The sequence below is a fragment of the Aquabacter sediminis genome (assembly GCF_028863665.1).
Lineage (GTDB): Bacteria > Pseudomonadota > Alphaproteobacteria > Rhizobiales > Xanthobacteraceae > L1I39.
The window spans coordinates 232,702-256,508 of record NZ_JARBFX010000003.1 but is presented as its reverse complement, the minus strand read 5'-3'; the positions used below and the strand labels follow the sequence as shown (position 1 = coordinate 256,508).

23 protein-coding genes are annotated in these 23,807 nt (G+C 66.9%); 13 read left to right on the top strand and 10 right to left on the bottom strand.

Features of this window, described 5'->3' with window-relative positions:
* Positions 1-8 precede the first annotated feature (8 nt).
* The 4 genes from PV781_RS06925 to PV781_RS06910 all read left to right on the top strand — a co-directional run bounded on the left by PV781_RS06925 (position 9) and on the right by PV781_RS06910 (position 3,719).
* Positions 9-827: a chorismate mutase gene (locus PV781_RS06925; RefSeq protein WP_274774900.1), complete on the top strand. Its 819-nt coding sequence runs from the start codon at positions 9-11 to the stop codon at positions 825-827.
* Positions 828-962: 135 nt separating this feature from the next.
* The gene (locus PV781_RS06920; protein ID WP_274774899.1) at positions 963-1,712 is read left to right on the top strand and encodes a transaldolase family protein; all 750 of its coding nucleotides are present in this window, start codon (positions 963-965) and stop codon (positions 1,710-1,712) included.
* A gap of 166 nt (positions 1,713-1,878) precedes the next feature.
* Positions 1,879-2,997 carry a Ppx/GppA phosphatase family protein gene (locus tag PV781_RS06915; RefSeq protein WP_274774898.1) on the top strand — a complete coding sequence of 373 codons (1,119 nt, stop codon included), beginning with the start codon at positions 1,879-1,881 and terminating at the stop codon, positions 2,995-2,997.
* Entirely contained in the window at positions 2,994-3,719 is a 726-nt protein-coding gene (locus PV781_RS06910) for an RlmE family RNA methyltransferase (RefSeq protein ID WP_274774897.1), read from the top strand. The genes PV781_RS06915 and PV781_RS06910 overlap by 4 nt, the downstream gene beginning before the upstream one ends.
* 51 nt (positions 3,720-3,770) lie before the next feature.
* Here PV781_RS06910 and PV781_RS06905 read toward each other — a convergent pair whose 3' ends face one another.
* Positions 3,771-4,214, bottom strand: a complete 444-nt coding sequence (locus PV781_RS06905; RefSeq protein ID WP_247657756.1) for a protease inhibitor Inh/omp19 family protein — start codon at positions 4,212-4,214, stop codon at positions 3,771-3,773.
* 526 nt (positions 4,215-4,740) lie between these two features.
* Here PV781_RS06905 and PV781_RS06900 point away from each other — a divergent pair.
* The 7 genes from PV781_RS06900 (at position 4,741) to PV781_RS06870 (ending at position 13,994) form a co-directional block, all read left to right on the top strand.
* Complete coding sequence (locus PV781_RS06900; protein WP_274774896.1) at positions 4,741-5,511, top strand: SDR family NAD(P)-dependent oxidoreductase; 771 nt, start codon at positions 4,741-4,743, stop codon at positions 5,509-5,511.
* Positions 5,512-5,526: 15 nt separating this feature from the next.
* Positions 5,527-6,057 (top strand): CDP-alcohol phosphatidyltransferase family protein, encoded by a 531-nt coding sequence (locus PV781_RS06895; RefSeq protein ID WP_274774895.1) that lies wholly within the window; start codon positions 5,527-5,529, stop codon positions 6,055-6,057.
* A gap of 63 nt (positions 6,058-6,120) precedes the next feature.
* A complete protein-coding gene (locus tag PV781_RS06890) occupies positions 6,121-7,203 on the top strand; it encodes an AI-2E family transporter (RefSeq protein ID WP_274774894.1) in 1,083 nt (360 codons plus the stop codon).
* Between the two features lie 21 nt (positions 7,204-7,224).
* On the top strand, positions 7,225-7,917 hold the full coding sequence (locus tag PV781_RS06885) for an HdaA/DnaA family protein (RefSeq protein WP_274774893.1): 693 nt from the start codon (positions 7,225-7,227) through the stop codon (positions 7,915-7,917).
* A 65-nt stretch (positions 7,918-7,982) separates the two neighbouring features.
* Positions 7,983-10,178 carry an RNA degradosome polyphosphate kinase gene (locus PV781_RS06880; protein WP_274774892.1) on the top strand — a complete coding sequence of 732 codons (2,196 nt, stop codon included), beginning with the start codon at positions 7,983-7,985 and terminating at the stop codon, positions 10,176-10,178.
* A 34-nt stretch (positions 10,179-10,212) separates the two neighbouring features.
* Entirely contained in the window at positions 10,213-11,703 is a 1,491-nt protein-coding gene (gene ppx / locus PV781_RS06875; RefSeq protein WP_274774891.1) for an exopolyphosphatase, read from the top strand.
* Positions 11,704-12,143: 440 nt separating this feature from the next.
* Entirely contained in the window at positions 12,144-13,994 is a 1,851-nt protein-coding gene (locus PV781_RS06870; protein WP_274774890.1) for a DEAD/DEAH box helicase, read from the top strand.
* Positions 13,995-14,171: 177 nt separating this feature from the next.
* Here PV781_RS06870 and PV781_RS06865 read toward each other — a convergent pair whose 3' ends face one another.
* Both PV781_RS06865 and PV781_RS06860 read right to left on the bottom strand, forming a co-directional pair.
* Positions 14,172-15,155 carry a TerC family protein gene (locus PV781_RS06865; RefSeq protein WP_274774889.1) on the bottom strand — a complete coding sequence of 328 codons (984 nt, stop codon included), beginning with the start codon at positions 15,153-15,155 and terminating at the stop codon, positions 14,172-14,174.
* Positions 15,156-15,345: 190 nt separating this feature from the next.
* Positions 15,346-15,576, bottom strand: coding sequence for a hypothetical protein (locus PV781_RS06860; protein WP_274774888.1), 231 nt, complete (start codon positions 15,574-15,576; stop codon positions 15,346-15,348).
* Between the two features lie 93 nt (positions 15,577-15,669).
* On the opposite strand from PV781_RS06860, the gene PV781_RS06855 reads away from it, so the two are divergent.
* Positions 15,670-16,590 carry a hydrogen peroxide-inducible genes activator gene (locus tag PV781_RS06855; protein WP_274774887.1) on the top strand — a complete coding sequence of 307 codons (921 nt, stop codon included), beginning with the start codon at positions 15,670-15,672 and terminating at the stop codon, positions 16,588-16,590.
* Positions 16,591-16,642: 52 nt separating this feature from the next.
* On the opposite strand, the gene PV781_RS06850 is transcribed toward PV781_RS06855, so the two are convergent.
* The gene (locus tag PV781_RS06850) at positions 16,643-17,053 is read right to left on the bottom strand and encodes a winged helix-turn-helix transcriptional regulator (RefSeq protein WP_274774886.1); all 411 of its coding nucleotides are present in this window, start codon (positions 17,051-17,053) and stop codon (positions 16,643-16,645) included.
* Between the two features lie 90 nt (positions 17,054-17,143).
* On the opposite strand from PV781_RS06850, the gene PV781_RS06845 reads away from it, so the two are divergent.
* A complete protein-coding gene (locus PV781_RS06845; protein WP_274774885.1) occupies positions 17,144-17,878 on the top strand; it encodes an SDR family NAD(P)-dependent oxidoreductase in 735 nt (244 codons plus the stop codon).
* Positions 17,879-17,896: 18 nt separating this feature from the next.
* Here PV781_RS06845 and PV781_RS06840 read toward each other — a convergent pair whose 3' ends face one another.
* Genes PV781_RS06840 through PV781_RS06815 form a run of 6 tightly spaced genes read right to left on the bottom strand, consistent with a single transcriptional unit; the run spans position 17,897 to position 23,802 of the window.
* Positions 17,897-18,289 (bottom strand): Na+/H+ antiporter subunit G, encoded by a 393-nt coding sequence (locus PV781_RS06840; protein ID WP_274774884.1) that lies wholly within the window; start codon positions 18,287-18,289, stop codon positions 17,897-17,899.
* Between the two features lie 9 nt (positions 18,290-18,298).
* Positions 18,299-18,568: a K+/H+ antiporter subunit F gene (locus PV781_RS06835; protein ID WP_274774883.1), complete on the bottom strand. Its 270-nt coding sequence runs from the start codon at positions 18,566-18,568 to the stop codon at positions 18,299-18,301.
* Positions 18,565-19,056 carry a Na+/H+ antiporter subunit E gene (locus tag PV781_RS06830; protein WP_274774882.1) on the bottom strand — a complete coding sequence of 164 codons (492 nt, stop codon included), beginning with the start codon at positions 19,054-19,056 and terminating at the stop codon, positions 18,565-18,567. Before PV781_RS06830 ends, PV781_RS06835 begins: the two co-directional genes overlap by 4 nt.
* Before the next feature lies 1 nt (position 19,057).
* Complete coding sequence (locus PV781_RS06825; RefSeq protein WP_274775176.1) at positions 19,058-20,578, bottom strand: monovalent cation/H+ antiporter subunit D; 1,521 nt, start codon at positions 20,576-20,578, stop codon at positions 19,058-19,060.
* Positions 20,579-20,598: 20 nt separating this feature from the next.
* On the bottom strand, positions 20,599-20,949 hold the full coding sequence (locus PV781_RS06820; protein ID WP_274774881.1) for a Na+/H+ antiporter subunit C: 351 nt from the start codon (positions 20,947-20,949) through the stop codon (positions 20,599-20,601).
* A gap of 3 nt (positions 20,950-20,952) precedes the next feature.
* Entirely contained in the window at positions 20,953-23,802 is a 2,850-nt protein-coding gene (locus tag PV781_RS06815; RefSeq protein WP_274774880.1) for a monovalent cation/H+ antiporter subunit A, read from the bottom strand.
* Positions 23,803-23,807 lie beyond the last annotated feature (5 nt).

Here is a 23,807-nt window from a genome sequence, read left to right as displayed (position 1 = left end):
TCCAGAACGTGCCATCTTGGTTAACGCCCCCTTACCGTATTGCCCTCGGCGCGGCGATTGGCTGCGTTTTCCTCATTCCGATGGCGGTGTCGCTGGGTGGCGGGGAGGCCTCGGCGCAATCGTCCCCCCGTCCTCTCCCGGTGCTGCGCCAGGAGATTGATCGCATCGACGGCGAGATCCTGAAACTGCTGGGGGAACGTACCGCCGTCGTGGCGGAAGTGGGGGCCACAAAGACGGTGGCCGGTGGGCCGGTGTTTCGCCCCGGCCGGCAGGCCTCGTTGATCCGGGTTCTGATCGCACGCAGCGGGGGCGCGCCTACGCCGCAGGCCATCGCCTCCATCTGGACCAACATCATCGCGGCCTCGATTCGGACGCAGAAGCCAGACTTCTCGGTCCTGGTGACGCAAGGCACCGGCACCGCCGGCTTCGGTGTCGCCAAGGATTTCTTCGGGGCCGCGATTCCCGTCTCCGTCTCCCCGGATGCAACGTCTGCCTTCGCCGCCCTTGCGGAGGGGCACGCGGACGCGGTGGCGCTTCCTCCGGCGGGGGAGTGGTGGCGCGCGGTGCCGCAGGGCCTCGCCATCGTGGCGTCCGCGCCTTTGCTGCGCGATGCGCTTGCACCGGATCTCTTGATCCTCGCCCGCCAGGCCACGGACGTGTCCGGCGCCGACATGGTGCTGGCGGTGCTCCCGGAAGGCGCGACCCCCGGCACGGTCCTGGCGCGTGGGGCAGGGGAGATGCTGGTGGCGTTCGGCCCGGATGTGCCGGTTCCGGCCGTCGCCCGCGAACTGGGCCGGGTGGCTCTTCCCATCCCGCCCGGAAAATAACCCAGCAAAAATACTGGAAAGACATGCGCTCCGGCGCCATATGGGCGTCGGCTGCTCGGCAGTTTCATCCGCGCGCCGCAATCGCGCGGCATAGGAAAGAAGCGGCGCGCGCCGCGGCAAGGGAAGGACCGGAAGATGTCCGTGACGCTCGAAGCGTTGAAGGTGAAGCTTTTCACGGATGGTGCCGACAAGGCCCAGATCGTCGACATGGCGCGCCACGCCCACATTGCGGGCTTCACCACCAACCCATCCTTGCTTCGCAAGGCCGGCGTCTCGGACTATGAGGCCTATGCCCGCGACCTTGTCGCGGCGGTGCCGGACCGGCACATCTCCTTCGAGGTCTTCTCTGACGACATCCCCGAAATGCGCGCCCAGGCCCGCGTCATCGCCACCTGGGGCGAGAACGTGCATGTGAAGCTGCCGGTGTCCACGACACGCGGCGAGACGCTCTACGAATTGGTGCGCGACCTGACCCAGGACGGGGTGAAGGTGAACCTCACCGCCATCTTCGCCACCGAGCAGGTGGAAGCGGGCGTCGCGGCGCTCGCCGGTGGGGCGCCCTCCTGCATTTCCGTCTTTGCCGGCCGCCTCGCGGACCTTGGCATCGACTATGTGCCGGCTGTTTCCAAGGCGGTGGAGCTCTCCCGCCAGACCGCCAATGTGGAAGTCATCTGGGCCTCCACCCGCGAGGTGTGGAACGTGATCGAGGCGGACCGCATGGGCTGCCACATCATCACCGCCCCCGCCGACGTGCTGAAGAAGCTGCCGTCGCTCGGCTCCAAGACCGCCATGGAACTGTCGCTCGACGCAGTGAAGGCGTTCCGGGTGGATGCGCTCGCCGCCGGACTGACGCTCGACCTCGCCGGACGGGCTGCCGCCGAATAGGCCGGTCCCACCCCTCATTCCGCATTTTCGCCTCGAACCGGCGTCTCCTGGCGCCGGCTCGATTGCGCTTGGCATCCGCGCTGCTTACATTTCTTTCAACGTGATGGCTAAGCAGCCGGGGAAGCCTGCTTGAGAGCGGGCGTCCGAACGGCGCAAGGGGACGAAAATGAGGGACGAGACGCACGGGCCCGCAGAGGGTTCGGCGCTGTCTGTCCAGGAACGCAATGGCGCTCCTTGGGACGCACGCGGCGGGGCCGGCCTTGGGCCGGGCGCGCGGAGCGATCGCGTCTATGCCGCCCTCGACCTCGGCACCAACAATTGCCGTCTCCTCATTGCCCGCCCGACACCACGGAATTTCCGCGTGGTGGATGCGTTCTCCCGAATCGTCCGGCTCGGCGAGGGCGTGGCCTCCTCCGGGCGTCTGTGCGATGCGGCCATGGACCGGGCCGTGGCGGCTCTTGAGGTGTGCGCCGCCAAGATCGAGGCGCGTGGCGTTTCCCGCGCACGTATCATCGCCACCGAAGCCTGCCGTGCGGCGGCCAACGGTCCGGATTTCTGCGCCCGGGTCACCGAGCGGACGGGGCTGGTGCTGGATGTGGTTGACCGCCGCACCGAGGCCGGCCTTGCTGCCGCCGGCTGCGCCCCGTTGGTGGACCCGACCTGCGAGGGTGCGATCCTGTTCGACATCGGGGGCGGTTCGACGGAAGTGGTGTGGCTCGGCCGCCGCGCCTCCGGCGATGACGGCCCCCCGCGGGCGCGAATCCGCTCCTGGGTGTCCCTGCCGGTGGGCGTCGTCTCGCTGGCCGAGCGCCATGGCGGCGTGAAGGTGTCCCGCGAATTGTTCGAGGCCATGGTGGGCGAAGTGGCCGCCATGCTGGACGGCGTGCGCCAGAGTTGGGGTGTGCGCCCGCCGGGGCGCATGCACCTGCTCGGCACCTCCGGCACCGTCACCACGGTGGCAGGCATTCACCTGGGACTGGCCCGCTATGACCGCACCCGGGTTGACGGCGCCTGGCTCCACGCGCAGGACATCAACTGCGTGGTGGATCGGCTCATGGGCATGTCGTTCGAGGAGCGCGTCTCCAATCCCTGCATCGGCGCCCAGCGCGCTGATCTGGTTTTGGCGGGATGCGCGATCATGGAAGCGATACGCGAGACCTTCCCCACCGATCGGCTTCGCGTGGCCGATCGCGGTCTCAGGGAGGGTATGCTGGTGCAATTGATGCGGGCTGACGGCGCGTGGCGCCGTCACAGGGCCGACTGCGCGCGGGAGCCCCAGGCGTGACATCTGCTCCCAAGGGGCCGGACGGGCGCCCGCTGAAGGTGCGCGTGAAGACTGCGCGCGGCCGCACCACCTCGTCCCAGAAATGGCTGCAGCGCCAGCTGAACGACCCCTACGTGGCCCGCGCCAAGCGGGAGGGCTGGCGCTCGCGCGCCGCCTACAAGCTCATCGAGATGGACGAAAAGGTCCACTTCCTGAAGCGCGGCATGCGTGTGGTGGATCTGGGCGCGGCGCCCGGCGGCTGGAGCCAGGTGGCCGCGCGCAAGATCGGTCTCGCCGAAGGGCAGGGTAAGGTGGTGGCCATCGACCTGCTGGAAATGGAATCCATTCCCGGCGTCCAGTTCGCGCAACTCGACTTCCTGACCCCGGAGGCCCCCGAGCGCCTTCTGGAGATGCTGGGCGGGCCAGCGGATCTCGTCATGTCCGACATGGCGGCCAATGCCACCGGCCACAAGCAGACCGATCATCTGAAGATCGTGGGCCTGGTGGAACTGGCGGCCGACTTCGCCCGCCAGGTGCTTGCGCCAGGCGGTGTGTTCGTGGCCAAGGTTCTGCAGGGTGGCACGGAAGGGGTGCTGCTGGCGGACCTGAAGCGGGACTTTTCCCAGGTGCGCCACATCAAGCCGCCCGCGAGCCGCGCCGATTCGGCGGAACTCTACGTGCTGGCCACCGGCTTTCGCGGCAAGGCGGCCCTCGTGGGTCATGAGGAAGACGGGGACGACTGAAGAGCGTCCCGGTTCGCGGGCCGGTGCAGCGTACCGTGCTGCAGCGCCTGATCAGCGGGTGAGGGCGATCTGCTGGTTGTTGTCCAGGATGGTGCCGACATAGCGATTGGCGCCGTCGGGCTGGAGGCGAGCAGTCACCTTGCCCACATGGTTCTGGAGCACCAGATCCGAGCCCATCACGTCCCAGCCTTTGGTCATGAAGATTTCGCTCGGGCAGGAAATGTCCGCTTGCGCCGCAAGGCCGCTGGCGCCGCGCGCAGTGGACAGGGTGAGTGGACAGGTGCGCCGGCCTTCGTCCCACGCGAAAGTCCAGGCGCCGGAGAGCTGTTCCTGCGCATTGCTGGCCGCATAGGCCACACCGCCCGGGTTGGTGGGCGGGGGTGTTAGGGGAACGTTGGAGGCGGTGGTGGTGGGCGTCACGGCGGCGCCTGCGGTGGCAGCTGCGGCTCCGGTGGTGGGGCGGGCAATGGACGCCGTGGAATTGGGCGCGGGCATGGGCGCCGTCTCAACCGAGGCGGTCGGCGCCGAAAGAGGCGGAGGTGAATCCATTGCAGTGGGTTTGGTGCCGAAGCCGCCCAACTCCGTGCTGCACCCGGCAAGTGCCAAGGCCGATACCAACACCGCTGCCGCGGGAACTGCCTTCATCCAAATGTCTCCGCACGCACCGCGACACGCGCGATACCAATTTCAAAGCCTAACCTGATCCGCCGACCGGCTCACCCCGCAACGTGCAACAGCCTTAACGGCAACTTCAGATTCCCTGGCCCGATCGCCCCCCACAGGAGACCGTGAGCCGGAACACTTTCCGGCAGAACATGGCAGGAGAATGACCCCCACATCCTCTGCGACACAATAGCCGCAGTGGATCACACTTGAAGTCCGGTTGCCTCCCATAACACAATCACACAACGTGAGAGGGCCAAGCCTGCCGACCCGTTGCCAAAAAATGCCGTGAGCATGTGTTCAAAGGGGCCACTCTTCCTCTATTCCTGCCGGCGAAGAAATCCTGTGGAGCGCAGCCATGTATCAGATGCTGGATCCGAAGACCTTGACCGTGCTCATCACCGGCGCGACCTCCGGCATCGGCGCGGCCGCTGCGCGGCGCTATGCGGGCGCCGGCGCGCGTGTGGTGCTGGCGGGGCGCAGGGCCGACAGACTGGCCGCGATGGCCGCGGAACTGGGCGACCATGTGCACTGCCTGGAATTGGACGTGCGCGATTATGAAGCCACCACCGCCGCCCTCGCCGGGCTGCCCGAGGCTTTCGCGGGCATCAATGTGGTGTGCGCCAATGCGGGTCTGGCGCTTGGCCTGGAGCCGGCCCAGGAGGCGCATCTCTCCGATTGGGAAGAGATGGTCGACACCAATGTGAAGGGCCTGCTCTACACCGTGCGGGCCGCGCTGCCGGGCATGGTGGCCCGCAAGGAAGGCCATGTGGTGCTCACGGGCTCGGTGGCTGGCGACTATCCCTATCCGGGCGGCAACACCTATGGGGCCACCAAGGCCTTCGTGAAGCAGTTCGCGCTCAATCTGTGGGCGGATGTGGTGGGCACCGGCGTGCGCGTCACCAACGTGGAACCCGGCCTCACCGAGACGGAATTCTCCGTGGTGCGCTTCAAGGGCGACGAGGGGCGCGCCGGCAAGGTCTATGAGGGCGTCGCCCCCATGACCGGCGAGGATATTGCCGAGCAGATCTTCTTCTGCACCACCTTGCCGCGCCACGTGAACATCACCCGCATCCAGGCCATGGCGAGTCACCAGAGCTTCGGGCCGTTCGCCATCAAGCGGTCCTGAGGCGGGGAGCACCCCGTGAGCCTGCCGAACCTCATCACGCTGGGCCGCATCCTGCTGGTGCCCATCGTGGTGTGGGCCATTGCCTCCGGGGAGGTGCAGCTTGCCTTCTGGCTGTTCCTCCTCGCCGGGGTGTCGGATGCTATTGACGGGTTTCTGGCCAAGAATTTCGGCATGCAGACCGAGCTTGGCGCCTATCTCGACCCCCTGGCCGACAAGGCATTGCTGGTCTCCATCTATGTGACGCTGGCCATTTCCGGCCTGATCCCACGCTGGGTCGCCATCGCCGTGGTGGCGCGGGACGTAATGATCATCGGCGCCATCATGCTCTCCGCCCTCATGGCGCGGCCGGTGACGATCCGACCGCTGGTGGTCTCGAAGGTCAACACCACCGCTCAGATCGCCTTCGCCGCCATGGTGCTGGCGGCCGAGGGTTTCGGTGTTTCGCTGGGCTACGCCTTCCAACTCGGCCTTCTGGCGGTGGGCCTCTTGACGGCCCTTTCCGCAGCGGCCTATCTCGCCGAGTGGATGCGCCACGCGGCCGGCTGACGGCCAGGGGTGCGCCGGCCTCGCAGGCCCTCGTCCTGCCCTGCATGCTCGAAGGGAGGCGCGATGGCGCTTCAGCTGCAATTGCGGTTCTGGATCGGGGCCCTGGTGGCGCTCATTTGCGCCCTATGGCTCCTGCGCGGCATCCTGCTGCCCTTCGTGGTTGGCATCGCCATTGCCTATTTCCTCAACCCGCTGGTGGAGCGGATGGCGCGCCTGGGGCTGGCGCGCACACCCGCGGCGCTGGCGATTGTGGGCCTCCTGGTGCTGGTGGTGGTGATCCTCCTTCTGGTGGTGCTGCCGCTCCTGTCCAGCCAGCTGTTCGAGTTCATCCAGAACATGCCCGGCTACGTGACGCGCCTGCAGCGGCTGGTCACGCAGGAGAACCGGGAATGGATCGACCATTTCTTCGGCGACCGGCTGCCGGACATCCAGCGCTCCCTGTCCGACCTCATGTCCCAGGGCGTCACCTACATGCTCGGCTTCCTGACCTCCTTGTGGTCCGGCGGGCAGGCGCTGATCTCGGTGTTCGCGCTGATGGTGGTGACGCCGGTGGTGGTCTTCTATGTGCTGTGCGACTGGCCGGCCATGCTGCATGCGGTAGACAGCTGGATCCCCGTGCATCAGCGGCCGGTGGTGCGACGCCTGGGGCGTGAGATGGACATGGCGGTTGCGGGCTTCATCCGCGGCCAGGCCCTTGTCTGCCTGCTGCTGGGCACCTTCTATGCGGTGGCCCTGACCATGGCCGGCCTTAATTTCGGCCTGCTCATTGGCATTGTGTCGGGGCTCATTACTTTTATCCCATATGTGGGCTCCATGACCGGCCTGGTGCTCGCCATGGGGATCGCCATCGTGCAGTTCTTTCCCGACTGGGCCATGATCGGAACCATCCTCGCCATCTTCCTCGCCGGCCAGACGGTGGAGGGCTACATCCTCTCGCCCAAGCTGGTGGGCGACAGCATCGGCGTGCATCCGGTGTGGCTCATGTTCGCCCTGTTCGCCTTCGGCTATCTGTTCGGCTTTGTCGGCCTGCTGCTGGCCGTGCCGCTGACCGCGGCGGTTGGCGTGCTCGTGCGCTTCGCGTTCCGGCAATATTTCCAGAGCCCGCTTTATACCGGCGGCGACGGACCGACCGCGGACATGCGCTGACCCATGGCCAGCCGAGGACAGATGAGCCGCCAATTGCCACTGGACTTGCCGCCGACTGCCGCCTTGCTGCGCGAGGATTTCCTCGCCGCGCCCGGCAATGCGGCGGCTTTGGCGCTGATTGATTCCTATCCCGACTGGCCAGGACCGGTGGTCGGGCTGGTGGGCCCCGCCGGTGCCGGCAAGAGCCATCTGGCTGCCATCTTCGCGCGCGAGGCCGGTGCACGGACGGTGCAAGCGGCAGCACTCGACAAGCCGGGTGTACCGGCGGCGCTCGAGACGGGCGCCCTCGTGGTCGAGGACCTGACCTCGGGCCGCCTGGACGAGCCCGCGCTGTTTCACCTTCTCAATCTCGCCCGCGAGCAGGGTGCCCATGTGCTGATGACCGCGCGCACACCGCTCGCCGCTCTGCCTCTGGTCACGCCCGATCTGGTCTCGCGCCTGCGCGCCATTCCGGTGGTGGAGATCGTGCCCGCCGACGACAGCCTGCTCGCCGCCGTGCTGGTGAAGCTTTTCTCTGACCGCCAGATTCAGGTGGACGAGGCGACGGTCCAATATCTTCTGCGACGCATGCCCCGGTCCGTCGATGGCGCCCAGACCCTGGTGGCCGCCATCGACCGCGCTGCGCTGGCCGCCAGGCGTCCCGTGACGCGCGCGCTGGCAGCCGAGGTCTTGCGTGCGGAGATGGATGCGCCCGAAGATGATGACGCGCCCTGACACGGGACTGTCATAGAGCGGTCATGCAAGATCGCCATGGTCCGGGCGAATTTGGGGGATTGCACATGAGCGCGAACGAGACAGCAGCCCTTTCCGTGGTGGAGGACGCTGCTCCCGCACCCCAGGAGAGCCCCGTCAGCGACCTGCGCCATTCGCCGGACCGCTTCATCAATCGCGAGATTTCCTGGCTGCACTTCAATCGTCGGGTGCTGGAGGAGGCCTCCAACTCCACACACCCGCTGCTGGAGCAACTGCGCTTCCTGTCCATCTCGGCCAACAACCTGGACGAGTTCTTCATGGTCCGCGTCGCCGGCCTGAAGGAACAGATCAGCGAAGGCGTCACGACGCCGAGCCCGGACGGCCTCAGCCCGACCGACCAGCTTGCCAAGATCATGAACGAGGCGGGCAAGCTGATCTTCGACCAGCAGGCCCGCTGGCGCGAGCTGCGCGTGGAACTGGCCGCCACCGGCATTCGCCTGGTGGATGGCGCCGAAATCACCGCCAGCGACCTTGCTGCCCTGGAAAAGCACTTCCTGCACCATGTCTTCCCGGTGCTGACCCCGCTCGCCATCGATCCGGCCCATCCCTTCCCCTTCATTCCCAATCTGGGTTTCTCGCTGGCCCTGCAACTGGTGCGGCAGACCGACGGGCGGGGCATGAACGCGCTCATCCGCGTGCCGGCCAAGGTGGAACGCTTCATCCGCCTGCCGGACCTGAATGACCAGGGCATGCGCTTCATTGCCCTCGAGCAGATGATCGGCCTGTTCATCGCTCGCCTCTTCCCAGGCTATGTCGTGAAGGGCCAGGGGGTGTTCCGCGTCATCCGCGACAGCGACCTGGAAATCGAGGAGGAGGCCGAGGATCTCGTCCGCCTGTTCGAAACCGCGCTGAAGCAGCGCCGCTACGGCTCGGTTATCCGCATGGAGGCGGATGCCGGCATGCCGGACGAATTGCGCAACTTTGTCGCCCGCGAGCTGGACGTAAAGGACGAGGAGATCTTCGTCGTCAACGGCGTGCTGGCGCTGAACGAGTTCTCGCAGCTGGTGTCGGTGGATCGGCCGGACCTGAAGTTTCAGCCTTACAACGCTCGCTTTCCCGAGCGCATTCGCGACCATGGTGGCGACTGCTTTCTGGCCATTCGCGAGAAGGATATTCTGGTTCACCACCCTTATGAATCCTTCGATGTGGTGGTTCAGTTTCTCCGTCAGGCTGCTCGCGATCCCAATGTCGTCGCCATCAAGCAGACCCTCTACCGCACCTCCTCCGACAGCCCCATCGTGAAGGCGCTGGCCGAGGCAGCGGAGGCGGGCAAGTCCGTCACCGCCTTGGTGGAGCTGAAGGCCCGCTTCGACGAGGAAGCCAATATCCGCTGGGCGCGTGACCTGGAGCGCGCCGGCGTGCAGGTGGTGTTCGGCTTCATCGACCTGAAGACCCACGGCAAGTTGTCCATGGTGGTGCGCCGCGAGGGCGGGGCGCTCTCCACCTATTGCCATGTGGGCACGGGCAATTATCACCCCATCACCGCGCGCATCTACACCGATCTGTCCTTCTTCACCGCCGACCCTGTGATCGCCCAGGACGTGGCACGGATCTTCAACTTCATCACCGGCTATGCCACGCCCGGCGAGCTGGATGTGATGGCGGTGTCGCCCACCACCCTGAAGCCGCGCATCCTTGAGAACATCGCGCAAGAGATCGCCCATGCCCGCGCCGGCCGTCCGGCGGCGATCTGGCTGAAGTGCAACTCGCTGGTCGACCCCATGGTCATCGACGCGCTCTATGATGCGAGCGCGGCCGGGGTGCAGGTAGAATGCGTGGTGCGCGGCATCTGCTGCCTGCGGCCCGGCATCGCAGGCTTGTCCGAAAATATCCGCGTCAAGTCCATCGTCGGACGCTTCCTTGAACACAGCCGCATCTATTGCTTCGGCGGCGGCCATGGATTGCCCCATCCCAAGGCAATCGTTTACATTTCGTCCGCCGACCTGATGACGCGCAACCTGGACCGTCGCGTTGAGACCTTGTGCCCGATCACCAATCCGACGGTGCACGAGCAGGTCCTCGACCAGATCATGGTTGCCAATCTTATCGACAACGAACAGAGCTGGCGGGTGTTGCCGGATGGGTCTTCGGAACGCATAGTCCCGGCCCCGGGCGCGGAATCATTCAACGCCCATCGTTATTTCATGACCAATCCGAGCTTGTCCGGCCGTGGAAAGTCTCTCAAAAATTCTGCGCCGCGGAGCCTTCTCGTCCGGCGGTGAAACCCGTGGGCAAGGTGAGCGCACAACGGACCAGATGGCCGTGACGCAGCCGATCGCGGTCATCGATATCGGGTCCAATTCCGTGCGCCTCGTGGTCTACGAGGCGCTGACGCGGGCGCCGACACCGATCTTCAACGAGAAAGCCCTGTGCGGCCTCGGCCGGGAAGTGCTCTCCACCGGGCGCCTCGCGCAGGATGCGGTGGAGAAGGCGCTGTCCGCGCTACGGCGCTTCCGGGCTCTGTGCGACGCCATGCAGGTGGGCGCGCTCTATGCGCTCGCCACCGCCGCCTCGCGGGACGCGGAGAACGGCCCCGCCTTCATCGCCGAGTGCGAGGCGGTGTGCCGCGTGCGCGTCGAAATCCTGTCCGGCCGTCGCGAGGCGGAACTGGCCGCCTACGGCATCGTCTCGGGCATGCACGACCCGGACGGCCTTGCCGGCGACCTCGGCGGCGGCTCGCTGGAACTGGTGGACATCAAGGGCACGCGGGTGGGGGAGGGAATCACCTTGCCCCTCGGCAGTCTTGCCTTGCAGGACCGCTCGTCCAAGTCCCTGCGCAAGGCCGAGAAGATCGTCCGCGACGCGGTGGAAGACGCGCCCCTTCTGTCTGATCTTGCTGGCCGCACCTTCTATGCGGTGGGCGGAACCTGGCGCGCGCTTGCCCGCCTGCACATGTTCCAGAAGGGTTATCCGCTGCATGTGATGCACGGCTACACCTTGCCCGCCAAGGAGGTGCTGGACTTCACCCGCACGGTCCATCGGGGCGACATCACGGCCCTGCCGCGCATCGAATCTGTCTCCCCCGCCCGCCGTCCACTTTTGGCCTATGGCGCGCTGGTGTTGGAGAATGTGGTGCGCCAGGGGCGCCCGGCCTTTGTGGAAATTTCGGCGCTGGGCGTGCGCGAGGGGCTGCTTTATTCGCTTTTGGACGAGGAGCAGCGCGCCCACGATCCTCTGCTCATTTCCGCTCAGGAATTCAACGTCCTGCGTTCCCGCTCGCCCGTGCACCAGGAGGAACTGGTGCGTTGGACGGATGCCTTCTTCGGCTCCACCTCGGCGCTGGAGGAAGACCGGGACGAGCGGCGGCTGCGGCAAGCGGCTTGCCTGCTGGCGGACGTGAGCTGGCGCGCCCATCCCGATTATCGCGGCGAGCAAAGCCTCAACATGATCGCCCATGCGGCCTTCGTGGGGCTCGACCATGCCGGCCGCGCCGCCATGGCCCTGGCCGTCTATTATCGCCACATGGGCCTTGGCGAGGAAGAGAGTGCGCCCCGTATTCTGGAACTGGTCTCCACCGGCCAGCTGGACCGCGCCCGCATCCTGGGCGCCGCCATGCGGGTGGCCTATCTCCTGTCCGCCGCCATGCCCGGTATCCTTCCCCGCACCCCCATGCTGGCGCGCGGCGACAGCGTGGTCCTCACCGTGCCCCGTGAGCTGGCGGACCTGGTGAATGAGCGCGTCCATTCCCGCCTCCGCCAGCTGTGCCGCCTCATCGGGCGCGATCCGGTGGTGGAGTTTACGGCGTAAGGCCGTCGCCTCAGCCATGGCGTGAACGGGCCGGCGCAGGCGCGCCATCCTGTCGGCGGCCTATGTGGTGGGCGGCTCCGCCACCTCGCGCCGAGGTGGCGCGCCTTCCCGTCTCTGGTTTCGACAACAGCGCCGCCGGCGATGCCGGAGCGGGGGGGAAGACCCTCGTCTTCTGAGCGATGGAGCATCCGGCCGCAGGGTGTGCTCCGTCCCGGCTTTGAAGCGGTGCTGCGTCGAGATGCGCCATGTCCACTTCCATAGGGAGTTATGAGGTGGGAAGGCGCTGCTCGATGAACTGCGGCGTCGGAGGTTTGGCGCTGTCCTCCCGGCGGCTGTGGCATCTGGACACAGAGCCCATTAAGAAGGCGCTTCATCTCCCTTCCGACGGCCTTTCGACGCCTGACGAGACTGCAAGATAGGCGGACCCAGCCGTGCCCTTCATGACCACCAACCCCGCGCTCGCCCGCGCATTGGCCGAGCGGGAGTATGACACCCCGACGCCGGTTCAGCTTGCCGTATTGGCGCCGGACGCGGCTGGCCGCGACCTCCTCGTGTCCGCGCAGACCGGCTCGGGCAAGACGGTGGCCTATGGCTTGGCCATGGCCGAGACGCTGCTTGACACACGTGAGCGCTTTGCGCCCGCATCCGTGCCACAGGCGCTGGTGGTGGCACCGACGCGCGAGCTGGCGCTGCAGGTTCAGCGCGAGTTCGCCTGGCTTTACGGGGCGACCGGCGCCCGCATCGTTTCCTGCGTCGGCGGCATGGATCCGCGCCAGGAGCAGCGGCAGCTGAACCAGGGCGCCCACATCGTGGTGGGCACGCCGGGCCGCCTGCGCGACCATCTGGAACGCGGGCGGCTGGATCTGTCGGCGCTGCAACTGGTCGTGCTGGACGAGGCCGACGAGATGCTGGATCTCGGCTTCCGGGAAGACCTTGAATTCATTCTCGACGCCACACCGCCTGAGCGGCGGAGTCTGCTGTTCTCCGCCACCATGCCCCGCGGCATTACCACGCTGGCCAAGCGCTACCAGCGCGACGCGCTGCGCATCGAGGTGGCCAGCGCGGAAGGCGGACACGCCGACATCGAGTACCGCACCATGCGCGTGGCCCCCACCGAGGTCGGGCATGCGGTGGTCAATGTGCTGCGCTATTACGACACTCCCAGCGCCATTGTTTTCTGCAACACGCGCGAGGCCGTGCGGCGCTTGCATGCCATGCTCCAGGAGCGCCAGTTCTCGGCGGTGGCGCTCTCCGGCGAACTGAGCCAGAACGAACGCAACCATGCCTTGCAGGCCCTGCGCGACGGGCGGGCGCGGGTGTGTGTCGCCACCGATGTGGCGGCGCGCGGCATCGACCTGCCCAATCTCGGCCTCGTCATCCATGCCGAGCTGCCGAACGATGCCGAGAGCCTCCAGCACCGCAGCGGCCGTACCGGGCGGGCGGGACGCAAGGGGGTCAGCGTCCTTCTGGTGCCGCCGTTTCGCCGGCGCCGCACGGAGGACCTGCTGCGCGGTCTGGGCATCCAGCCCGCATGGTCGGCGCCGCCAACCTCCGAGGACATCCGCAAGCTCGACCATGAGCGCATGCTGCAGGATGCCCTCATCACCGAGGAACCGAATGAAGAGGATGCCAGCGCAGGCCTTGCGCTGCTGGCAGCGCATTCGCCCGAACATCTGGCTGCCGCGCTGGTGCGCCTCTATCGCGCCGGCCTGCCGGCTCCCGAAGAGGTCGCCGACCCAGGCGAGCCGCGCGGTGCGCGAGATCGGGCGGCCGGTCGCGACTTCGGGGAGGCTGCAGGGGCCGGCGGGGCCTGGTTCCGCCTGAATGTGGGGCGGCGCAACAATGCCGATCCCAAATGGCTGCTGCCCATGATCTGCCGCCGTGGGAACGTGACCCGAAAGGACATCGGCGTCATCCGCATCCTGGATGAGGAGACCGCCTTCGAGGTGAGCCGTGCCGCCGCAGACCGCTTCGCGAAGGTGGCCGGGAAGGCGGACGACGACGACATCGTCATCGAGCCCTTGTCCGGTCCGCCCGCGGGCCGGTCGAAGCCCCCGGCCCGGGGAAAGCCCGTGCATGCCCACCAGCCCTCCGAGAAGCCTGCCCGCAAACGGTTCCGCGAGGGGCCGGCCCCGGGAAAGTCTGCCGATGGCAGAGGCGACCACGGCAAGGTTGGGTTCGAAAAGCCGCGTGAGGTGAAGCCCTGGGGACAGGCCAAGAGCGGCTCGCCGAAAGGTCGGCGTTCGAACGCGGACGGAAAGCCCAAGGGAAAGCCGTCGCGTCGCTCGTGAGAGAGGACGCTTTGGCGCAAAGGCGCCAATTGTAGAGGACGGAGCCAGCCAAGCGCCTTGAGCGCCCAAGGGGCGATGCGGGCTTTGAGGGGCTTCGTCATGCAAAGGGCCGGCCTGATGGGGCCGGCCCTTGTCATTGGGAAGGATGGCCGCGGCGCAGGCCGCGGGCCATCGGGGTTAGTGCGCCCCGGCAGCGCGCCGGGTTTTCCAGAGCGAGTAGACGATGCCGCCGGCGATCATGGCCAGGGTGACGCCCAGCGAGATGGCCGGGTCCAACTTGCCGTAGAAGTAGTTCCAGAAGATCTTGCCGCCGATGAAGACGAGCACGAGCGCCAGGGCGTACTTCAGATACTCGAAGCGATGGACCATGGCGGCCAGCGCGAAGTAGAGGGCGCGCAGGCCGAGGATGGCCATGATGTTGGCGGTGAAGACGATATAGGTGTCGGTGGTGATGGCGAAGATGGCCGGCACCGAGTCCACCGCGAACACCAGGTCGGCGATGTTGATCACCACCAGCGCCAGGAACAGAGGCGTCACCCAGAGCACCAGCTTGCCGGTCGCGGGATGAGGCTGGCGGACGAAGAAACGCTCGCCATGGAGTTGGGGTGTCACGCGCAGATGGCGCGAGAGCAGGCGGATCACCGGGTTGCGCGAGACATCGGCTTCGCCTTCCTTCACCACCAGCATCTTGATGCCGGTGCCGACAAGGAACGCGCCGAACAGCAGCAGCACCCAGTCATATTCCTGCACCAGGGCCGCGCCGACGCCGATCATGATGCCACGCAGGACAAGCACGGCGATGATGCCCCACACCAGCGCGCGATACTGATAGACGCGGGGAATTGCGAAGTAGCTGAAGATCAGCGAGATGACGAAGACATTGTCGATCGAGAGGGCCTTCTCGATGGCATAGCCGGTGAAGTACTGCATGCTGGCCACGGGGCCCATGGAGTACCAGATCCAGCCACCGAACAGGACCGCGACCAGGATGTAGAAGGCGGACAGCTTCAGGCTTTCGGCGATGCCGAGTTCCTTGTTGCCCTTGTTGAGCACGCCAAGATCAAAGGCGAGCAGCACGAAGACGATGCCGAGGAAGCTCAGCCAGAGCCACGCCGGCTTGCCCACCATTTCGGCGGTGAAGAGGGAGATCAGGGTGTCCATGGGATCCTCGGTTCAAGTCTCCGGCGATGGACGCGCATGAAAGGTCCGCAGCGCGGGGGCACGCGCTGCGGACCGCCTGCGGCGACATCCGCCCGGAGTGGTCGGTGGGTGGGGAGGACCGACATGGCGGCTGGCGCCGTCAGAGGGGCCCGGACCTCGGCTCGGGATGGGCGAGGGGAGGACTGCGCGGTTAGCGCAGCAGCTTGAGGTCCGTGAAGCGGCGGCGCTTGCGCACCACCATGACATCGGCGATCTGGCGGCCTTCGCGGCGGATATAGGCGATTTGCGTGCCGATCTGGTGCTTCATCCGGCGCAGCGCGAGAAGGCGCTCGCCATTGGGCTCCTCTCTTTCCCGTTCGGCCTGCATCTCGGCATCCAGCATGGAGCGACGGGCGGTCAGGGACTTCAGGAACGTGTCCACTTCAATCTCCTTTCGACCCCCTAAGGATGGAGTGGACGCGGCCATAGCTCCAATGCATAGTTTCAATATCTCTGATTGACTAAGGCTATCGCCGTGCCTGCCCGGCCCACCCATCGCCAGCTGGAATATGCGGTCGCTCTCGCCGAGACCGGCCATTTCGGCGCGGCGGCGCGCCGCTGCCATGTCTCCCAACCCACCCTTTCCGTGCAGATCGCCCAGCTCGAAGCGCAGCTCGGCGCTCCTCTGTTCGACCGGACGCCCGGCCAGGTCCAGCCGACGCCGGTGGGTGCGCGCGTGGTTGAAGCGGCGCGGCGCGTTCTCCTCACGCTGGACGACATCGTGGCCATGGCGGCCAGCGGCACCCGAAACCTGGGCGGGCTCATCCGGCTGGGCGTTGCTCCGACCTTCGGCCCGTACTTCCTGCCCAACCTGCTGCCGACGCTGCACGCCCGTTATCCCGCGCTCCAGATCTACATCAAGGAGGAGCGCCCCTCCGTGATCCTGCGGGACGTGGTCAGCGGGGCGCTGGATTGCGGTCTGGGCCCGACGCCGGAAACCGCGCATGCCGTCACCTTCCGGCGGCTGTGCCGGGAGACCATCTTTCTCGGTGTGCCGAAGGACCATCCCTTGGCCAGCGTGGGACATGTGGACCCGCAGGCCTTGCGGGGTGAGAGGTTGCTCACCCTGGGGCGCGGCCATCACCTGTTCGAACGGGGGCGCGAACTGGCCGATGCCTGCGGAGCGGAATTGCGCGAGGATTATGAAGGCACGAGCCTCGATGCCCTGCGCCAGATGGTGCTGATGGGCATGGGCATGTCCCTGTTTCCCGAACTCTATGCCCGCTCGGAATTCCGGGTAGAAGACCACATCGCCCTGCTCACCCTCGACGGCTGGCCGGCGCGCCGCGACATGGGCTATTTCTGGCGGGCCGGCAGCGGGCGCGCCGCCCAATATGAGGAGCTCGCCCGCGAGAGCGAGGCCACCTGCCTGGCACTGGGGCTGCCGCTGGCCTGAGCTCTGGGGGGCGCGGTGCCGTGGGCCGGACGTTTGAGCGCCGATCCCGTTTTTAGGCCTCCCCGCTCCGCCAGGCCGCGCGCTCGGCGAAGATCCGCGTGACCTCCTCCATGTTCTCGGTGCCCCACGCGCACAGTGGCACGAGGGCCTGGGCGAGGCTCTGGCCGCGCGGCGTGAGGCTGTAGTCAACCCGCGGAGGCACCTCCTTGTGGTCGGTCCGCTTCACGAGGCCGTCCGCCTCCAGCTCCTTGAGCTGCTGGATCAGCATCTTGTCGCTCACATGGCGGATCGACCGGCGCAATTCGCCATAGCGGGTGGGGCCACCCTGGGCGACGAAATAGAGGATCAGCGGCTTCCATTTGCCGGCAATGACCCGCAGCGTCGCATCGAGCCCGCAGGTGAATCCAGGCAGTGTCGCTGTGCAGCTCTCGACGGCCGCGGGGGCAGGGGAGGTGGGGTTCATCGTCATTCTCGGGTACTTACCAAAAGGTGCATACTTGATGAAAAGTATGTTCAGGGCCAGCTATGTGCAACCTCATTCACGGAGCACATCATGAGACGGCTGGAAAACAAGACGGCGGTCATTACCGGCGGCGGCAGTGGCATCGGCCTGGGCGCGGCCAAGCGCTTCATCGAAGAAGGCGCTTTCGTCTACATATTCGGGCGGCGACAGGAGGTGCTGGACGCCGCTCTCGCAGAGCTCGGCCCCTCCGCGCGGGCCGTGCGCGGATCGGTCACCGACATGTCCGATCTGGACCGCCTCTATGACAGCGTGAAAGCGGAGCGGGGCGGCCTTGACGTGGTCTTTGCCAATGCCGGGACGGGGCTGTTCGCGCCTCTCGGCCAGATCCCGCAAGAGCATTATCACCAGATCTTCGACGTCAACGTGAAGGGGGTCATATTCACGGTCCAGAAGGCGCTGCCCCTGATGAAGGAGGGCGGCTCCATCATCCTGACCGGCTCCAGCACAGGCGTGATGGGAACCCCGGAATTCAGCATCTACAGCGCCTCCAAGGCCGCGATCCGCAACCTCGCCCGTACCTGGGCGCTGGATCTGAAGGGCACGGGAATCCGCGTGAACGTGCTCTCGCCCGGGCCAACCTTGACCGAACTGGCGATGGAAGTCGTCGGTGCAGATGCATTGGATGCCCTCGGGCGCACCACGCCCATCGGCCGCATGGGCCAGCCCTCGGAGACCGGCGCGGTGGCGGCCTTCCTGGCCTCCTCCGACAGCAGCTTCATGACCGGCGGCGAAGTCTTCGCCGACGGAGGTCTCGCCCAGGTCTGAGCGTCCGCGACCGCCGGCTCACCCCGTCGGCGTTCGCCCCGCTTGCTCTTGGGGTTCGTCGTCGCTGAGCGTCGCCCAGCCCACGGGGCGGCCCGTGGCGGGAAGGCGGACCTGCTCCTGGCGGTCGCGCAGAATATGGGCCTTGGCTAGCATCTGCGCGCTCACCGGCGCGGTGAGGAACAGGAAGAGCGTGATCAGCAGCTCATGCACCGAGAAGCGGCCGGTGAGGCTGGTGAAATGGATCATGGAGGCGATGAGCAGAGAGCCAATGCCCAGCGTCGTCGCCTTCGTCGGACCGTGCAGGCGCCCCATCATGCCCGGCAAACGCGCCAGGCCGAGGGCCCCCACCACCAGGAAGAAGGCGCCGACGATGATGAGGAGGGCGACCAGCGCCTCCAAGATGACAGCCACCGGCGCCTCCTATTCGATCACGTTGCCACGCAGCAGATACTTGCAGAACGCCACGGTGGTCACGAAGCCCACCATGGCGAACAGAAGCGCCGCCTCGAAATACATGCCGGTGCCATAAGCGATGCCGATCAGCACGATGAGCGCGATGGTCTCGATCACCAGCGTGTCGAGCGCCAGAACCCGGTCGGTGGCGTCGGGCCCCACCGCCAGGCGATAGAGGGTGAGGAGGAGGGCGAGGCAGATGGCCCCCGCCGCGATGGCGATGGCGATGGCGATCATTCGAAGATCCTCTTCAAACGGCTCTCATAGCGCGCCTTCATGGTGGCCACGGCGCCCTCGGGGTCGCCCGCATCCAGGCAATGGACCAGCAGCGCCTTGCCGTCGGCGCTGAGATCCGCGCTGACCGTTCCCGGGGTCATGGTGATGGTACCGGCCAGGACGGCGATGGCCTCCGGCGTGACGAGGTCGAGGGGCACGGTCACATAGCGCGTGCGCAGGCGCTCGGAGGGGCGGAACAGGATGAGCTGGGCCACCTCGATGTTGGACACCACGATGTCCCATAGGACGATCACCAGGTAGCTCAGGATGGTCAGCGGTGCCTTCAGCTTCGGCCGGCCGGGCCAGAAGGGCGCCGTGATGAGCGGGATCACGAAGCCGAGGACGAGGCCGAGCACCACGACGCCGGGCGTCGCCTCGTTCATCAGGAATACGAAGACGAGGGCGATGAGCAGGGTGAGCAGAGGGTGAGGTACGAGGCGCGCACGCATGTCACTGCTCCCTTGCGAATTGGCGGCTAGGGGGCATCACGGAATTGATATAGGCGTCCCGGTCCAGTGCCTGCTGCGCGGTGAGGGTAAGCGCACTCGTCGCCGGGCCGGCGGCCAGCGTCCAGCCCACCGTCGCGGCGAGGAGGAGGAGGACGGCGGCAAGGCCGGGCAAGGCCGGCAGGGGCTTTGGGTCGGCGACCGGGCCACTGCTCCAGAACAGCACGGAGCCCGCCCGCGCGAAGCCAAAGGTCATCAGCAGGCTGGCGCCCAGAATGGCCGCCCAGATCCACGGCCAGATCGCCGAGGCCCGCACCGCCTCCAGGATCATCACCTTGCCGAGGAAACCCGACAGCGGGGGCAAGCCCACAAGAGCGATGGCGGTCAGAAAGAAGAGACCGGCCAGCAGCGTTTCCCCGCCCATGGCCGGGGCCGGGATCAGCCGGTCGCTGGCGGCGCCGCGCTGCTCCAGAACCGTGCCGGCGATGAGGAACAGGGAGGCGCCCGCCAGCGTCGAATGGACGAGATAGTACAGGCCGGCCGACAGCCCCGCCTCGTCGAACAGGCCGATCGAGACGAGCAGCGTGCCCATGGAAGCAATGACGGCGAAGGCGCTGAGGTCGCGCAAGGTGCGGCTGCCCACGAGGCCGATGGTGCCGAGCACCAGGGTGGCGAGTGCGGCGGGAATGATGAAGGGCGCCGCAGCCAGCGCCACCGGCCCCGCGCCGGCACCGAACACCAGCCCATAGACGCGGATGATCGCGTAGGCCCCCACCTTGGTCATGATCATGAACAGGGCGGCCGAGGGGGCCGATGTGCCGGCATAGGTGGCGGGCAGCCACCAGTGGAGGGGCACGAAGGCCGCCTTGGTGGCAAAGACAAGAAAGAGCAGCAGCGCCCCTGTCTTCAGGATCGCCACGTCCGACGCCGGCACCTGGGGCACCTTCAATGCGAGGTCCGCCATGCTGAGCGTGCCGGTGACCGCATAGATGAGTCCCACCGCGACCAGGAAGACGGCGGAGGCAAGGAGGTTGATGGCCACATATTGAAAGCCCGCTTTCAGGCGGGCCGGGCCTCCGCCATGCAGCATCAGGCCATACGAGGCGATGAGCATCACCTCGAAGAAGACAAACAGGTTGAACACGTCGCCGGTGAGAAAGGCGCCGTTGATCCCCATGAGCTGGAACTGGAAGAGCGGATGGAAATGCCGTCCCCGTCCATCCACTCCACCCGCCGCATAGATGCCAACGCACGCGGCAAGGAAGGCCGTCAGCAGCAGCATGGTCGCCGACAGGCGATCCAGCACCAGCGTAATGCCGAACGGTGCGGGCCAGTTGCCCAGCTGGTAGGCCCGCACTGTGCCGTCGGAGGCCAACGTGTACAGCACGATCGCAAGACCGAGCAGCAGGAAGGTAGCCGCCAGCGAGGCGACGCGCTGGCGCCGGAGATGGTGGCGAAGCGCCAGCACGAGGAAGGCGGCGGTGAGGGCCGGTAGGAGCACCGGCAGGATGATGGCGTGGTTCAGCGCGGGGAGGGCGGCAGGGGTCACGAGGCCTCTCCCTTGTCGCCACGGGGCGCATCAAGGCGGGAGCTGTCGGAGCCGGTCTCCAGGAAGCCGCGCAAGGCCAGCACCACGATGAGCGCCGTCATGCCGAAGGAGATTACGATGGCCGTGAGCACCAGGGCCTGGGGCAGGGGATCGGTATAGGCGGCCGCATCCGGCACGATCACCGGCGGTCGATCGATGGTGAGCCGCCCCATGGCGAACAGGAACACGTTCACCGCATAAGACAGGAAGGTCAGGCCGAGGATCACCGGGAAGGTCTGGGCGCGCAGCACCAGATAGAACCCGACCGTGGTGAGGATGCCGATGCCGGCGGCGACGAGCAGCTCCATGGCTCAGCCCTCCCGCGCGCGGGCGGCCGCGGGTTCGAGCTTCACGTCCATGGGCTCGCTGCTGTCGGGGGACGGATCGATCCGCCGCGACACACGGGACAGCTGCGCCAGGGACAGCACCATCACGCCCACCACGGTGAGGAAGACGCCGAGGTCGAACGCCATGGCGGAGGCCACCTCGAACTTACCCACCACGGGCCAGTTCAGATAGCCGAAGGTGGAGGTGAGAAAGGGCCGGCCAAACAGGAAGGCCGCAACGCCCGTCAGGCCGGCAATGGCCACGCCCGCCCCGATATAGGATTGCGCGTCCACCCGCATGCGGTCGGCCGCCCAGCCATAGCCGGAGGCGATGTATTGCATGATGATGGCGATGGCGACCACGAGCCCGGCGACAAAGCCGCCGCCCGGCTCGTTGTGCCCGCGCAGGAAGATGTAGGTGCCCACCACCAGAGACAAGGGCAGCAGCACGCGGGTCGCCACCACCAGGAGCAGGGGATGGGCGTCGCGCGCCTCTTCCTTCGGGAGCAGGGCCTTGATGCGGCGCACGGCGGCTCCCTTCAGGGTGGGGTCCAGCAGGGCATAGATGGCAAGCGCGGCAATGCCGAGCACGATGATTTCGGCGAAGGTGTCGTAGCCGCGGAAATCCACCAGGATGACATTGACCACATTGGTGCCGCCGCCGCCGGGCTTCGACTGAGCAAGGTAATAGTCGGAGATGGACGTGCCGTCGCGCGTCATCACCGCATAGGCGAGGCCGGCGACGCCAAGGCCAGCAAGGCCGGCAAACAGGCCGTCGCGCCAGCGCACGGCGCGGCTTTCTTCCGGCGGGGAGGTCTTGGGCAGGAGGTTCAGGGCCAGCAGCATCAGGATGGTGGTCACCACGTCCACGGAAATCTGGGTCAGGGCGAGGTCGGGGGCGGAGAATTGGATGAAGGTGAGCGCCACGATCACGCCGACCACGCCGGTGAGGATGAGCGAGGTCAGCCGGTCCGCCTGTCGGGCCATCACCATGGCGCTCGCCAGCAGAAGGCACAGGAAGGCCATGGCCGCCGACACGCTGACTGGCAGAAGAGGCCGCATACCCGCGCCATGGGTGGCGCTCCAGAAGGCATAGCCGCCCACCGCCAGGAGCGTGGAGAGGATGACGCCGGTATAGCGCGGCAGCGCGCCGTCATGCAGGCCGCCAATGGTGCGCCGGCAGGCCACCACCAGGCTCGCGGTGACGGTCTCGAAGAGGGCTCGCGCGTCCGGGTGTGGCAGGCGCGCCCGGACCGCTTCCGCCTGGCGGAAGCCGAGGACGAGCACGGCGCCGCCGGCAAAGGCGATGAGGCTCATGAAGAGCGCGGGCGTGAGGCCGTGCCAGAGGGCGAGGTGATAGTCGGGCAGCGGCCCCCCGATCACCGCGCCGGCGGTGAGGGCCACCAGGGGACCGGCCACCCATTCCGGCGCGACGCCGATGGCAAGCACCGGCACCACCAGCACCGCCACCGGAAGCCACATGCCGGCGGGCGGATCGTGGGGAGCGTGGGGATAATCATGGCGGGTCTTGCCGAGGAAGGTCGCCACGGCAAAGCGCGCCGAATAGGCGACCGAGAACAGCGCGGCCAGCGTCGCCAGCACCGGAAACAGAAGGCCGAGGCCGAGATAGGAGGTGTGGGCGGCCTCCTCCAGCATCATCTCCTTGGACAGGAAGCCGTTGAACAGCGGCACGCCGGCCATGGAGGCGGAGGCGATGAGCGCCAGCGTGCCGGTGATGGGCATCAGCCAAAGAAGCCCGCCGAGGCGGCGGATGTCGCGGGTGCCGGCCTCATGGTCGACGATGCCGGCGCTCATGAAGAGGGCGGCCTTGAAAGTGGCGTGGTTGATGATGTGAAACACCGCGACCACCGCCGCCATGGGCGTGCCCAGTCCCAGCAGCATGGTCATAAGGCCGAGATGGCTCACGGTGGAATAGGCCAGCAGCGCCTTCAGGTCGTCCTTGAACAGGGCGATCACGGCGCCGATCAGCATGGTGGCGAGGCCGACGGGCGCCACGATCAGGAACCAGGTCTCGGTGCCGGCCAGGACCGGCCAGAAGCGCGCCAGCAGGAAGACGCCAGCCTTCACCATGGTGGCGGAATGCAGATAAGCCGACACCGGCGTCGGCGCCGCCATGGCGTGCGGCAGCCAGAAGTGGAAGGGGAACTGCGCCGACTTGGTGAAGGCACCGAGGAGCACCAGCAGCAGCGCCGGCAGATAGAGCGGCGAGGCGCGCACCATGTCGCCGCGCGTGAGGATCTCGGACAGCTGGTAGGACCCGGCCGCCTCCGCCACCAGAAGCACGCCGGCAATGAGAGCCAGGCCACCGCCACCCGTCACCACCAGGGCCATGCGGGCGCCCTGCCGCGCATCGGCCCGCTTGCGCCAGAAGCCGATGAGCAGGAAGGAGGTGAGGCTCGTCATCTCCCAGAAGGTCAGGAGTGCAATGACATTGTCCGACAGGACCACGCCCACCATCGCGCCCTGGAACAGCAGCAGATAGGTGAAGAAGCGCCCCATGGGGTCTTCGCGGGACAGGTAGAAGCGCGCGTAGATGATCACGAGCAGGCCGATGACCAGGATCATGGCAGCGAAGAAGAAGCCCAGCCCGTCAGCGAACACGGAGAGCGACAGGCCCATGGCGGGCACCCAGGGCACGTTCACCTTCGGCACTTCGCCTGAAAACACCGCCGGCGCGTGAAAAAGCAGCAGGGCAAGGGCGAGAAGCGTCACGCACCCGGTGACCATGGCGCAGGTGTTGCGCCCCGAACGGATGACCAGCGGTGGAAGAAGTGCGCCCAGGAAGGGAATGAGGACAACCAGCAGCAAGGTCATAAGGG

Bases quoted from the DNA above. Each gene is read 5' to 3' on its own strand.
- PV781_RS06920 (WP_274774899.1), top strand. From the start codon at position 963: ATGTCCGTGACGCTCGAAGCGTTGAAGGTGAAGCTTTTCACGGATGGT.
- PV781_RS06915 (WP_274774898.1), top strand. From the start codon at position 1,879: ATGAGGGACGAGACGCACGGGCCCGCAGAGGGTTCGGCGCTGTCTGTC.
- PV781_RS06905 (WP_247657756.1), bottom strand. From the start codon at position 4,214: ATGCCCGCGCCCAATTCCACGGCGTCCATTGCCCGCCCCACCACCGGA.
- PV781_RS06900 (WP_274774896.1), top strand. From the start codon at position 4,741: ATGTATCAGATGCTGGATCCGAAGACCTTGACCGTGCTCATCACCGGC.
- PV781_RS06890 (WP_274774894.1), top strand. From the start codon at position 6,121: ATGGCGCTTCAGCTGCAATTGCGGTTCTGGATCGGGGCCCTGGTGGCG.
- PV781_RS06885 (WP_274774893.1), top strand. From the start codon at position 7,225: ATGAGCCGCCAATTGCCACTGGACTTGCCGCCGACTGCCGCCTTGCTG.
- PV781_RS06880 (WP_274774892.1), top strand. From the start codon at position 7,983: ATGAGCGCGAACGAGACAGCAGCCCTTTCCGTGGTGGAGGACGCTGCT.
- ppx (WP_274774891.1), top strand. From the start codon at position 10,213: ATGGCCGTGACGCAGCCGATCGCGGTCATCGATATCGGGTCCAATTCC.
- PV781_RS06870 (WP_274774890.1), top strand. From the start codon at position 12,144: ATGACCACCAACCCCGCGCTCGCCCGCGCATTGGCCGAGCGGGAGTAT.
- PV781_RS06865 (WP_274774889.1), bottom strand. From the start codon at position 15,155: ATGGACACCCTGATCTCCCTCTTCACCGCCGAAATGGTGGGCAAGCCG.
- PV781_RS06850 (WP_274774886.1), bottom strand. From the start codon at position 17,053: ATGAACCCCACCTCCCCTGCCCCCGCGGCCGTCGAGAGCTGCACAGCG.
- PV781_RS06845 (WP_274774885.1), top strand. From the start codon at position 17,144: ATGAGACGGCTGGAAAACAAGACGGCGGTCATTACCGGCGGCGGCAGT.
- PV781_RS06835 (WP_274774883.1), bottom strand. From the start codon at position 18,568: ATGATCGCCATCGCCATCGCCATCGCGGCGGGGGCCATCTGCCTCGCC.
- PV781_RS06830 (WP_274774882.1), bottom strand. From the start codon at position 19,056: ATGCGTGCGCGCCTCGTACCTCACCCTCTGCTCACCCTGCTCATCGCC.
- PV781_RS06820 (WP_274774881.1), bottom strand. From the start codon at position 20,949: ATGGAGCTGCTCGTCGCCGCCGGCATCGGCATCCTCACCACGGTCGGG.
- PV781_RS06815 (WP_274774880.1), bottom strand. From the start codon at position 23,802: ATGACCTTGCTGCTGGTTGTCCTCATTCCCTTCCTGGGCGCACTTCTT.